The organism is Pseudomonas sp. Arb-4-2C (assembly GCF_055755015.1).
On record NZ_CM146899.1, the window covers coordinates 2,444,469 to 2,456,925 of the forward strand.

The 12,457-nt window shown below is 56.7% G+C and carries 8 protein-coding genes; 1 reads left to right on the forward strand and 7 read right to left on the reverse strand.

Features of this window, described 5'->3' with window-relative positions; all coding sequences use genetic code 11:
* Positions 1 to 84: 84 nt before the first annotated feature.
* Positions 85 to 1,458 carry a transposase gene (locus tag AC0J41_RS10895; RefSeq protein WP_473013512.1) on the reverse strand — a complete coding sequence of 458 codons (1,374 nt, stop codon included), beginning with the start codon at positions 1,456 to 1,458 and terminating at the stop codon, positions 85 to 87.
* A gap of 189 nt (positions 1,459 to 1,647) precedes the next feature.
* Between AC0J41_RS10895 and AC0J41_RS10900 the strand changes: the two genes are divergently transcribed.
* Positions 1,648 to 2,532, forward strand: a complete 885-nt coding sequence (locus AC0J41_RS10900) for a serine hydrolase domain-containing protein (protein ID WP_025112111.1) — start codon at positions 1,648 to 1,650, stop codon at positions 2,530 to 2,532.
* A gap of 19 nt (positions 2,533 to 2,551) precedes the next feature.
* Here AC0J41_RS10900 and AC0J41_RS10905 read toward each other — a convergent pair.
* The 6 genes from AC0J41_RS10905 to AC0J41_RS10930 all read right to left on the reverse strand — a co-directional run bounded on the left by AC0J41_RS10905 (position 2,552) and on the right by AC0J41_RS10930 (position 12,339).
* Positions 2,552 to 3,714, reverse strand: a protein-coding gene (locus AC0J41_RS10905) for an IS3 family transposase (RefSeq protein WP_115675185.1) whose coding sequence is annotated in 2 segments (ribosomal slippage) — positions 2,552 to 3,459 and positions 3,459 to 3,714 — 1,164 coding nt in all. Because the reading frame shifts where the segments join, the coding sequence is not laid out codon by codon here.
* Positions 3,715 to 3,824: 110 nt separating this feature from the next.
* Positions 3,825 to 4,046: a hypothetical protein gene (locus tag AC0J41_RS10910; protein WP_025112114.1), complete on the reverse strand. Its 222-nt coding sequence runs from the start codon at positions 4,044 to 4,046 to the stop codon at positions 3,825 to 3,827.
* A gap of 2 nt (positions 4,047 to 4,048) precedes the next feature.
* Positions 4,049 to 8,923 (reverse strand): RHS repeat-associated core domain-containing protein, encoded by a 4,875-nt coding sequence (locus AC0J41_RS10915; protein WP_473015532.1) that lies wholly within the window; start codon positions 8,921 to 8,923, stop codon positions 4,049 to 4,051.
* A complete protein-coding gene (locus AC0J41_RS10920; protein ID WP_473012966.1) occupies positions 8,923 to 9,660 on the reverse strand; it encodes a DUF4123 domain-containing protein in 738 nt (245 codons plus the stop codon). The genes AC0J41_RS10915 and AC0J41_RS10920 overlap by 1 nt, the downstream gene beginning before the upstream one ends.
* Positions 9,650 to 11,692, reverse strand: coding sequence for a type VI secretion system Vgr family protein (locus AC0J41_RS10925; protein WP_473012965.1), 2,043 nt, complete (start codon positions 11,690 to 11,692; stop codon positions 9,650 to 9,652). The genes AC0J41_RS10920 and AC0J41_RS10925 overlap by 11 nt, the downstream gene beginning before the upstream one ends.
* Positions 11,693 to 11,823: 131 nt before the next feature.
* On the reverse strand, positions 11,824 to 12,339 hold the full coding sequence (locus tag AC0J41_RS10930; protein ID WP_003226246.1) for an Hcp family type VI secretion system effector: 516 nt from the start codon (positions 12,337 to 12,339) through the stop codon (positions 11,824 to 11,826).
* Positions 12,340 to 12,457 lie beyond the last annotated feature (118 nt).

Below are 12,457 nucleotides of genomic sequence, written 5' to 3' on the forward strand. Positions count from 1 at the left end.
ATTGAGTGGTTTCTCGGCCCTTCGTTGATCTTTGCTGCTCTGTTAGTGGGTTGGTTTGAGGTTTTTTGCTTCGTGCAGGCGCACCTATCCCGTAGAAGGTGGCCCTTGAGATGCAAGTTTGGCCAGACGTCGCAGGTTCTGTACCGCGGCCGCCAGCGTGAACTCATCGGACGCGCCACTCATGCCACGTAGTCGCAAGCGATCCAGTTTCAGGATGCGTTTGAGGTGGGCAAACAACATTTCGACCTTCTTACGTTCGTGGCGAGAGCGCACGTACTCCGGCGTCGCTGCGATGCGTCGAGCCACATCACGAGCGGCTTCATGGACGCTGCGGACGATCTTGCGAATCGAAGTGTTCGGGCAGCACTTGGCTTTCATCGGACATGTCGCGCAGTCGGTCTGTCTGGATCGGAAGATGATGGTGTTGGCTTTTGTGACGTGCGAACGCTCGCTCTTGAAGGCTCGCCATTCACTGCGTAATACGTTGCCGGCTGGGCAGCGGTATTCCTCAGCCTCTTCATTCCAGTGGAAATCGTTACTCGAAAAGCTGTCGTTCTTGCGCTCGGTTTTGTCCCACACCGGCACATGCGGTTCGATGTCTTTTTCCTCCACCATCCAGGCCAGCATCGGCGCAGTACCGTAAGCGGTGTCGCCAATGAGGCGCTCTGGCTTGATGTCGAACTGCGCTTCGACCCGATCGATCATCGTCTTGGTGCTCTCGACTTCGGCGGTTCGATGAGCCGGTGTGGGTTCCACATCCATGATGACGCCGTGCTCGGTATCGATCAGATAATTCGTGGAGTAAGCGTAGAACGCTGGTCCGCCTGGAGCAGCTGTCCAGCGGGCTTGAGGATCCGTCAGCGACAGGCGCTTCGGTAGCGTTTCGGCCAAAGCCTCTTCATCGAGGCCTTCAAGGTACTCACGCACGGCGCGGGTGCTCAGGGCCGGATCGCTCCAGTTGACCTGTTCATCACCCGGTACGCCGCGCTGCCGACTCGCATCCGCTTTGATGATGCTGGCGTCCACGGCAAATCCTTCGCCTTTAACCAGGCCTGCGTCCATGCAGCGACGCAGCACTTCATTGAACAACCAGCGAAACAGATCACTGTCCCGAAAACGGCCGTGTCGATTTTTGGAAAAGGTCGAGTGGTTGGGGACTTCATCTTCAAGGCTCAACCGGCAGAACCAGCGATACGCCAGGTTCAAATGGGCCTCTTCGCACAACCGCCGTTCGGAGCGGATGCCATAGCAGTAGCCGACGATCAGCATGCGGATCATCAGTTCAGGATCAATCGACGGACGCCCAATCGGGCTATAGAAATCGGCGAGGTAATGGCGCAGGTCGCTCAGATCAAGACACCGATCAATGCTGCGCAGAAGGTGATTGGCTGGAATGTGATCTTCAAGGTTGAACGAGTAAAACAGCCGCTCCTGCCCACTCGATAACTGTCCCATCATGCTGCGTGCTTCCCTGCTGGCCAATGCAGAGATTTTGCCGCAGGCCAGACAGGGGAGCTACTTTTTCAACAGAATCTGCCAATAGCAGTCGTTCAGGTCGGTACAGACGCCTGACTTTATACTCTGGAAAAACGCGTGGTTGAGTTATCTTGTCGAGCTGCCTATTCGCTCAGCACTCCAAGGAAGCCAATGCTCAGTTCACTCATATCAAATGGTCAGCCACAAACGACTGACCGATTAGAACTGATGATCCCTTGGTGGAGTTTTACGAAAACAGTATTGGCTGCAACAGCCCTGTCGTTGGTTCGTGATGGACTCATCGGGCTGGACGAGCAAATTCCTGAACAGCTTTTCACGTTACGTCAATTACTGCGGCATGAGGCGGGTCTGGCCGATTACGGCGAACTTGCGGAGTATCACGCCGCTGTCAGGAATAATGTGTCGGCCTGGTCGGTAGATGACATGATGCGGCGCCTTGACGGCACCAGACTTCGATACTGTCCCGGAGCCGGTTGGCATTACTCGAATGTTGGCTACTTGCTCATCGGCAGGCTAATTGAACGGCTAACTGATCTGACGTTTGATGAAGCAGTGATTCAACGAACACTTTCCCCACTTGGCCTTTCGAACGTTCGCTTTGCTAAAACGCGAGCAGACTTTCAAACGACCCATCTTGGAGACGCCTCAAATTATGACCCTGCTTGGGTTTATCACGGCCTGCTGATCGGCCCAATTTCGCAAGCAGCGCTATTTCTGGATCGACTCCTCTGCGCAGACCTGCTTCCTACAGGCTTGCTGCAGGAAATGCAGGTAGCGCGAATATTAGGCGGCCCGATTCCCGGGCGCCCATGGATCACGCCGGGTTACGGCCTTGGTGTGATGCAGGGAGCGATTGACGGCGGATTTACCCTCTGCGGGCACACGGGCTGCGGGCCAAACAGTGTAATTGCTGTCTACCGTATTTGCGATGGAGACGCATCGGCTTGTTGCGCTGTTTTCGAGACGGACGCCAGTGATGGCGCAGTCGAAACCAAAGTTGTTGGACAGCTGATGCAAGCTTTGCAGAGTGGCTGAAAGAAGGCATCTGTAGTGGTCAACTAATCCCGGACACGACGTTAAGTTTTTTCTCAGCCTGAGCTGGGGCCAGTCCGTTGTTGAATTGGTGCGGTCTAATCCAGTTGTACCGATGCATCAGGTAATGACTGATGTCGCGGTGCGCTTCTTGAGCTGTCATGTAGCCCACGGTCGGTATCCATTCAGTTTTCAAGCTGCGAAACACACGCTCCATCGGCGCATTATCCCAACAGTTTCCACGACGGCTCATGCTTTGGCGCATGCGGTAACGCCAGAGCCGTTGGCGAAACTGACGGCTGCCATATTGCGAGCCCTGATGCGAGTGAAACATTAGCCCTTGAGGCCTGCCACGCTGCTCGTAAGCCATGTCCAACGCCTTGATGACCAGATCCGCATCCGGCTTGTTTGACAGCGCCCAGCCCACAATCCGGCGTGCGTAGAGATCCAGAACGACTGCCAGGTAATGCCATTTCCCTTGAGCCCAGATGTAGGTGATGTCGCCACACCAGACCTGGTTGGGTGCCGGAACATCAAACTCTCGATTCAAGATATTCGGAATGTCAGGCCGCTCGACCGTCGCTTGTTTGTAGGCATGTGATCCAGGTTGTTTGCTGACTAGCGCCAGTGCCCGCATCAGGCCTCGCACCTTAAACCGCCCGATCTGCTCGCCGTCTTCCTGCATCATCGACACGATACTGCGGCTACCGGCAGCGCTTCGACTTTGCGTGAAAAGTTCGTTGACCCGACTGCGCAAACGAAGCCGCTCAACGTCGGGATTTCGGCGCCTGAGGCGGTGGGCGTAGTAACACGAACGAGTGACATCAAAGACTGCGCAAAGCCAATCGACCGGCTCTTGGGTACTTAACTGATCAATCAGCGTGTGCGCTCGTGCTCTTCCGACATCAAGAGCGCGGTAGCCTTTTTTAAAATGGATTTCTCCCGCTCAAGACGAGCAATACGCGCTTCCAGTTCTTGGACTTTCTGCTGCTCAGGCGTCAGCGCTTTGCTCTGCGGAGTAACGCCGCTGCGCTCCTGCTGGAGTTGGTTAACCCAGCGACGCAACGCGGACTCGACCACTCCAAGCGAACGGCTGGCTTCGGTATGGCTATAGCCTTGATCGAGCACGAGGCCTGCGGCCTCGCGTTTGAATTCAGCGGAAAAGGAACGACGTTGTTTGGTCATCAGACACCTCTATCTGGCGAGCATTCTCGCCTAAATGGGTGTCCGGTTTCATTAGACCACTACAAACAGAACCTCCTTCCTGGACGGCAGTCCTCAGGGCGGAGGGTGCTTCATCCATACATGTACAAAAGGTCGTCGATCAGCTCAAGCTCCTGCTTTGTGTACTGGACCTTGTTGTACCGTCTAATGTCCTCGAGCACACCTCTGATCGGAACTTGCCGCGAAGGGTCCTGTACAATTTCGATCAGGCGGTCGTAATCCGGATCTCTTCCCTTGAGGTATTTTTCAATCAGTTCTTTGAGCGCTATGCGCGCCTCTAGATCGGTCAGCACTGTTACTTCTCCGGCAAGATGGTGACTTCATCCGCTTTAATGATGGTGGTGGTACCCGGTTTCGGAATGAGTTGTCGCGCACCACCCGTACCGTAGTCAGGGTACGCTTTGGTGAACGGTTCCAGATTCGGACCCTTACCACCGAGCTCATACGGCACTGTAACGGTTGGCTCGCCATCCTTATAGAGCTGCAGTGTGTCGAACTTCAATCGCAGGCGACCATCACTCCACGCCGGGTCGGGATCAGCAGGAGTGACATGCTTTGGCGCTCGCATCTGCAATGCTTCTGTAGCAGCGTCTCCAGTCTCAAATTTGTCGAACCCAAAATAGGATAGTCGTGCGTCGCCGGTGTTGATCGTGTTCTGCGCGTGAGTGTTTACTGTTCCGTCAGCGTTTTTGTAGCCCATGTATCGATATGCCGTCGAAGGTAATGTCGAGTCCGGTCCGGATGGGCCAACGTAAAAATCTGGCTTCGACTCGACGACCGCCGGTGGAGTGACGTCTCCAGTCTTTACGCTGGAGTCTGCAGGAGTAGGGGTAGTGTTCGGAGAAGATGATCCTCCAGGCTTGGGGCAGTTCGCAGCGGGCTTCAGTGGTGCTTTTTTCGCAACACCAGAAATCGCTTTAGTAATCGCCCTGAACATTAGTCCGAGCGGGTCTACCCAGCCGGTAGGGTTGGGGGCGTACTGGTAATTGTTTAGGCCACCTGCAAGCTTTACCGGGTCGGGGGTTAGAAATCGTCCTGTGCTCGGGCTGTAGTACCGATGGCGGTTGTAATGAAGTCCGCTCTCTGCGTCGAAATACTGGCCTTGAAACCGTAGCGGGTTGTCGATCTCCGCGACATCCAGCGTAGCCAGGTTGCCGTAGGCTCGATACTTGGCCGACCACATAATTGCGCCGCTGTAATCGGTGAGCTCCTGCGGCGTGCCCAAGTGATCGAGCTGGTAATAAAACGGCGTGGCTTTCAAAGGGCCTTCACCGTCGAGCATCGTCAAGGGGCGGAAGCTGTCTGGCTCATAGACATAGGTGCGATACCGACTTTCACCGCTCTCTACAATCAGCCGTTCGCCTTGCCAGAGGAATTCGGTGGTGTGGCCATCGACTGTTTTCTCGATACGTCGACCGAAGGCGTCGTACTTGTAGGTCGCGATACTGCCGCCGGGTAGGCTGACGCCGATCAAGCGATGCTGGCAGTCATAGCGGTATTCAGTGACGAGCTTCTGCCCGGTACCGCGGCGCTCGCGAATCAGATTTCCGTAGGCGTCGTAGTCGTAGTGGCGGTCACCCTGCATCAGCAGGCGGTTGCCTTTGACGTTGGCAAGGTTGGCGGTGCCTTCGTTGTTCTGGCCCAGCAGATTGCCAGCTGGGTCGTGCGCGAAGCTCTCCGGTGTTGCTCCCCGAACACTGATCAAGCGATCAAGCGGATCGTAGTGGAAGTTACGGGCACCCTTTAGGCTGTCATTGATGCCTGCGAGGTTACCTGCCGCGTCGTAGTTATATCGGCGCTGCAGCACGATGCTGTCGCGTTGGCTAACGCTGTGAGCCTGCAAGCGCCCCTGATCGTCGTATTGATACTGACTCAACAGCAAGCCTTGCTGACGTTGCTGTTCACGACCAGCTTTGAACTGGTGAGATGTCAGGCGAGAACCGTTGAGGTCAATGCTGCTGAGATTGCCGCCGGGTAACCGGCGATAGTCGAGCTTGCTACCGTCCGGTAGACGGCAATGCTTTAGTTGGCCTACGTTGTCGTACTCGTAGCGCAGGGTGCCCCAACCCTGGTGCTCGGTAATCAGCCGATCTTGGGAGTCGTATTCATAAGCCAGTGGCCAATGACCGTCATCAACATTGACCAAGCGACCGAGTGCGTCATAGCTGTAGTGAACTTCCTCACCATCGGCCAATTTCTTCACAAGCAAGCGGCCAGCGGAGTCACGTTGGTATTCAGTGACCAGCTCGCTACCGTCGTCGCCGTACTCAGTTCTTTTCAGCAGGTTGCCATTCAGGTCATATTCGTAGGCAGTACGGCGACCATCAAATCCAGTTTCCTGCTGTATGAGCCCGTTTGAGTAATAGTTGAGCTGATAATGTTCGCCGCGCTCGTTTTCGATCTCAGTCAGCAGCAGGCGTGAGTTGTCGTAGCGATAGCGCAGCTCACTGCCGTCCGGGTTGATGCGGCGGCTGACAAGTTGCAGATTGTCGGCGTATTCGTAGCGTGTGATACGGCCTAGTTCATCGCGCTCGGCTGTGACCTTGCCGTAGGCGTTATAGGTATAAGTGCGGGTCGCACCGCCAGGCTGTGTGGTCTGCGTCAAACGGCCAGCCGCATCCCATTGGTAATGGGTGATCGAGCCGTGTTCGTCCTGGCGGGTGATTTGACGACCCAGTGCGTCGTAGCGGTATTTACGACGACCACCATCGGGCAATGCTTCTTCGAGCAATTGACCCAGTCCATTCCAGGCGAGCTGATGCCGTCCGCCGTCTGGATGAACGATCTCCAGCACACGACCTTGGGCATCGTAGCTGTAGTGTGTTTCGTTGCCGTCAGGATCTGTCTGGCGGGTGATATCGCCTTGGCTATTTCGCTGGTATTTCCAGCTCGCTTTACCTCGGTGAATCTCACTCACAAAGCCATGTCGATATTCGTAGAACGTCGGCGCATCTTCAGGAGGAATAACAACGGCAAGCAGGCCGGCATCGTTGTAACGGTATTCGGTAATTGCTCCGAGAGGGTCCTTTTCTGCAATCAGCCGACCTTTGTCGTCATAAGCCTTTTGAGTCTCAGCGCCGTCCGCAGCGATCTCGCTGATGAGTCGAGCATTTTCGTCATGCACATAAACCTGCTCGCTCCCATCCGCGTTTGTAACGGTAACCTTGCCGGCATCGTCCCAAGCGTATTGCGAGTCCATCTGCGAAAAGCTGGCCCAGTGACGGATGCTGCGTGACGATTTGCCTTCGTTTTCCCACTCCCAGAAAAAGCTCGCACCACCGGCCAGTTGTCGTTCCAAAATGACGTGTTGGTCGTTGTAACGATAGTGTTCAGTTTCACCGGCAGCATTGGTGGCGCTGATGAGCTGGCCCTGTGCGTTATACCGATAGGTCACTAGCGTTTGAACGGTGATCCATGGCTCCTGCCGTTGACCCTGCTCCGTGTACTCAGCACGGCGCTGCTGATAATCCACGGCAACGATGTGACGATCTTCGTGGCGGACTAACAGGGAGCGTCCGGCGTTGTTGTCGATACGCTGGATTCGGTCAGCGAAGTCGTAACTTAGCTGTAACTGGTTGTTGTACGCGTCACTGATGGTGATCAAGCGTCCCGCACGGAAATGATAAAAGCGCGGATTCTGCCCGGCCTGCGTCAGGATGAGTTCGCCTGGTGTCGATCCCAGGTAGATGGCCGCTTTCGACAGGCTGTTGATGATGGCGGGGCGTTGCTGTGTCGGCATCGGAAAACGAGTGGTTCGGTTTTCGTTATCCGTCCACAGGACGCCTTCATCATCCAGATCCAGTCGGTGAGAAAGTGCGTGGCTCCAACCAAACCCAAGGCGGCTGTCGATCTCGACCGCACTGGTGCGATAGAGGCGCGTCCACTCAAACGGAAGCAGACCATCGAGTTGACCATCGGTAAGAGTCAGTAATTCTTCGCCCGTGACCATCGAGACAGGGCAGCCGTTGGTGCAAGTGTCTTGCGCCGGCGCCGCACTCTTGTCGTCAGGATTCTTCGATTGTTTCGAGGCGTCATCGGGACGCTTGCCGTGCTCAACTGTCGCATTACGTTTGCCATCAAAGCGTAGCTGCGCGACTCCTTTCTCTACACGAGTCGCCACTCCACGAGCTGCGACAGCGACGTATTTACCGACGTAACCCATGAAGCCCTTGATGATGCTGAATAACGACTTCACGAATCCGGTGACAGCTTTGACGATGATCTGGCCGTACTTCGCTAAACGTGCGGCCAGATAAAATAGCCCGGCGCCTTCGGCTGCTACGGTCAATACGACCGAAATCACGATGTCGATGAGAATTCCGATGACGGCTGCAGATGTCATCTTCGCCGTTTGGCCAGCCGCCTGCGTCGGTGGCAATGCTGAAACCCAGATTGAAGCGCAATGCACCATCAAGAACAGCGCGGCCTCGTCGCTGGCAAGCAACATGGCCTGTTTCATCACATCTGGCGCCTCTTTGGCCAGCTTGATCAGTTCCTCTGCACCGGCCCCTAAATCCTCTGCGAACTTTTTAGGGTTTTGAAGGATGTCCAAGGCCTTTGAGATGCCATCCCAAACGCCTTTGATAGCTTCCCATCCACCTTCGAGAATGCCGACCCCAATTGCCATCGCTTTGGCTGACGCACTCTGATTCGACCACTGCGGTTTGAAGCCTGCCCATTCTTTGCGCAGGAATCCTTCTAGATCGGCAGCTAAGCCGTCGTAGGATTTGAAGAGCGTGTCGATCTGCGCAGGCGTCACTTGATCGTGGACGTGGATCTTGTAGGATTTTCCAGGCTGTCCCTGAAAACTGCCTTTACCCTGTTTATCCAAGGTAATCGTCGACTTGGCGCCTCCATCCACGGCAATGATATCGACCTTGATATCGCCGATAGGGATGTCGAAAACCGATTCGAATTTGCTCTCAATCAGCAGTGGTCCTACAAGCGGGCACTTGGCGACGTATGAAAAATCTCCATCAGTCATGCTGACAGATTTGCTGGAGTCACCGGCCTTGATCACGCGCTCCATACCAAGAAGGGAGGGCATGTCTGCAGCTCGGCTGGCTTTGTCAGCAAGCTGTGCGTACCAGCTCTTGGTTTCCTCGCGGTACAGCTTGAGGCTGTTTTTGAAGGAGTCCAATTGGGTTTCGATAGTGGCAACGCGATCCATCAGCCTTGCTCCAGAATCAGGTGGTTTAACAGTGCTTCTTTAAGGTTTTTCGGCGCATCCGGGCGGCGCACGAAACGGCTGACTTTCAGCTTCAGGTTGTTCTCTGGCCAAGCGTTGTAAAGGTCCGGACGTTCTTCTTCGAGCCATTGCAGGAGATTGCCAATCAGTGTCGAAGGGTTTTCCTTGGTCAAACTGTCCAGCAACGGCTTCGGCACTTCCCACCACGGCCAATCCCGCACCTTCGGCAAAACCCGTGTCCCAACCTCCAGCGTTTGCCCGTTAATCAGATACCGCTCAAACACCGGCAGTACTTCCCCAGCCTTCTCCCCAAGCCCCTTCAGAATCGGGTAGATATGCCTGCCATCCCAGAACCGGAAAAACACCTCAGTCCCGTCCGGCATCTTCACCTGCGTCAGGCTGCGCAGATGCTCAAATACACCATTCGGTTCGGCGCGTGATACTGCAAGCCAACCCCAGTCGAGGGCGTCGGTTTCGGCGATCCATGGCAAGAATGGCGAGTTGGAAGTCAGCTCGGTAACGTAGGGCATCACCGGTTGCCAGGTGGAGTAGGGCGTGCCGCCCCAGATCGGCAGGAGCCGGGCGGTGGGTTCGGTCAGGTACAGGGTTTTCAGCGCGTCGGCATCACTCGCCGCACTGATGACCAGATACAAACGCTCGCCAGTCTGCAGCGGCTGTTGTGCCAGCCAGTCCTTGGGCGTAATTCGATCAGATGGCACAGGCACCTGCCTTGCATTTTTCGCATTCTTCGCAGAACGGCGCGTTACGTTTGAGGGTGTTGATCTGGGCCGGGGTCAGGACCTGGCCGGCCTTGTCGGCGTCGGCCTGTTTGAGGATGCCGGGCATCAGCGGGGCGGCGCCGGTGCCGCTGCCGGGGCTGCCGCCGGAGTTCATGTTGATCACCGGGCCGCTCATGGTCACGCCGCCGGCGTCGATCTTGATGAAGCTGCCGCCGCCGATCAGGGTCAACTCGGCGCCGGCTTCGAGCACGACTTTCATGCCGCTGCTCAGGTGGATTTCCTGGCCGGCGTCGATGAATTGCCCAGTGCCGATCTTGATGTGCTGGTTGACGCCCACGGTCAGGTGGTCGTTGGCGCGGGCTTCGACTTTGCGGTCGGCGTAGACGGTGTGGTGTTCTTCGGCCTTGAATTCCGTGTAGCTGTTTTGCTCGACGGTGTCGTGGCGTTCGTTGCCGACGCGGATTTTCTGATCGTGCTCGATGTTCTCATCCCAGTCGCGCTGGGCGTGCAGGTAGATCTGCTCCTGACCTTTCTTGTCTTCGACGCGCAGTTCGTTGTAACCGCCGCCGCCCATCGAGCTCAGGGTCTTGAAGGTGCTGCGGGTCTTGTTCGCCGGCAGTGCGTACGGGACGGTGTTTTCCTTGTGGTACAGGCAGCCGCTGATCAGTGGTCGATCGGGGTCGCCTTCAAGGAAGGTGACCAGCACTTCCATGCCGATGCGCGGGATGGCGATGCCGCCGTATTGGGCGCCGGCCCAGGCGGAAGAGACGCGCAGCCAGCAACTGGTCTTGTCGTCGGCCTGGCCTTCGCGATCCCAGTGAAATTGCACTTTGACGCGGCCGTACTGGTCGCAGTGGATCTCTTCGCCTTTGGGGCCGGTAACCACGGCGCTCTGGCTGCCGAGGATGCGCGGTTTCGGGTGGCGCAGCGGTGGACGGTTTGGCACGTCCCACGGGGTGGCCTGAAAGCGGTTGCGATAGCCCTGATGGAAGTCGTCTTTCAATGCGGTGGTGTCGCTGGTCACCGACTCTTCGAGCACTTGCGGCTGTTTGCCTTCGTGCAGGACTTCGGTGAGCAGCCACAGGTCGTTCCACTTGGCCTTCGGGTGCTCGGTCAGGGCGAGGAAATGGCCGCTGACCAGCAGCGGCTGGTCGCTCTTGCCTTCGGCGAGCTGGAAATCGCTGCGGTGGCGTTCGAGGGCGCGTTTGGCCAGGTGCTTGCCGCGCTCGCGGTCGATGAAGCGACCCGGGTAATCGTAGTCTTCGAGGTCGGGCAGGGCGTCGCCACGGTTTTCGCTTTCCAGCGTCAGGCGTGGTTTTTCGAAGTCGTAGTCGCGGCGCGTGGTGCGGCTGGTGCGGGTTTCCAGGCGCAGGTCGAAACGCTTGATCACCGGGTTGCTGGCGACCATGCCGGAGTCTTGCTGGTAGGCCACAGGCTTGAGTTTCGGGAACACCGTCTGGTCATCGCCGAACACCAGCTTGTGCGCCGTGGCGCTGTGCTGGAAGTGGTAGTGGATACCTTCTTCCTCGCACAGACGCTGGATGAAATGCAGGTCCGATTCATCGTATTGCACGCAGTAGATGCGCTCGGGATAGATCGAACCGGTCTTGAATTCGTAGGCGTTGCTCTGGATGCCGTGCTCTTCGAGAACCATGCCGATGATTTTCGGCACCGTGAGGTTCTGGAAGATGCGTTGGTTGACGCGGTGCGCCAGGTACGACAATTGCGGGCGCAGGGTCACCGAATAACGGGTCAGGCGTTTGCCCGAGTCACCTTGCGCGGCGCGATAGATCTGGCCGTGGATGCCGCTGCCATCGGGCGACAGCTGCAGGAAGGCCGGTTTGTGCAGCAGGGTTTCGAGGTCCAGCGACGGCTGCTCACTGACCAGCTCCACCTCAAACACAAAAGGCTGGCTGATGGCTTCCCGGCCGGTCAGGGTGAATACCTGAAAATCGGCGGAGAGCCCTTCGATGGTCAGGGCAAAGTGGGTTTCATTGGCCGGCGCGAACATCCCTTGTTCCTCGTGCTGTACAGCGGCGTTCGTCGACTACCGCCAGGCGGATCAACGCACGCGAAATTCTGGAGGGGCGTAAACAACATCGACCAGCAGGGCTGGTCGATGCTTGTAACGATCAGCCGTAATTAAACGACTGGAGCACGCCAGTCATCGGAACCCGAAGTACCGGATACTTCGTGGGTCCAGGTGATTTTGCGGTAGGTGAACTGCACTTCTTCCAGGTGGGTGAAGTGCGAGTTGCCTGGATCCTGGCAGTTGTGCATTTTGTTGTTGATGGCGACGATGATCGCGTCTTCCAGTTTGGTGGTGTAGTAGTGCTCTTGAGTACCTTGAGCAGAAGTACGGTACCACTGGATAACGATTTCGCTCATGCGCTCGCCGGAGGTCAGAGCGGCTTGCAGCAGAGGCGAAGCCTTGTCGTAGACCTTGGTGATGATCACTGGCTTGTGAACGCGCTGACCGGTTGGCTGACCGGATTGTGGGTCACGCGGGATGATCACGTCGTGGCTGAAAGCCTGAACCATGACCTGGTCTTCGTGGCCTTCCTGGTAGGTGTTGCCAACGGAGTCGGCGGTGAAGGCGCCGGCAGTGATCAGGCCTTGTTTTTCGCCGGTAACCGACATGTACGCTGGTGTTGCCATGGGGTGCTCTCCTTGCGGAATAAATTTAGGGTGCCCGGGGCGGAATCGCCCGGTGGGTGCCTGACTGTTATCAAGGAGCGTGCCAGGTTTGCTGAAGGTCCCGGAAGCCGGGGGTGAA

What these genes read in the sequence shown, in the direction of transcription:
- AC0J41_RS10895 (WP_473013512.1), bottom strand. Translation starts at nt 1,458, where the DNA reads ATGATGGGACAGTTATCGAGTGGGCAGGAGCGGCTGTTTTACTCGTTC.
- AC0J41_RS10900 (WP_025112111.1), top strand. Translation starts at nt 1,648, where the DNA reads ATGCTCAGTTCACTCATATCAAATGGTCAGCCACAAACGACTGACCGA.
- AC0J41_RS10915 (WP_473015532.1), bottom strand. Translation starts at nt 8,923, where the DNA reads ATGGATCGCGTTGCCACTATCGAAACCCAATTGGACTCCTTCAAAAAC.
- AC0J41_RS10925 (WP_473012965.1), bottom strand. Translation starts at nt 11,692, where the DNA reads ATGTTCGCGCCGGCCAATGAAACCCACTTTGCCCTGACCATCGAAGGG.
- AC0J41_RS10930 (WP_003226246.1), bottom strand. Translation starts at nt 12,339, where the DNA reads ATGGCAACACCAGCGTACATGTCGGTTACCGGCGAAAAACAAGGCCTG.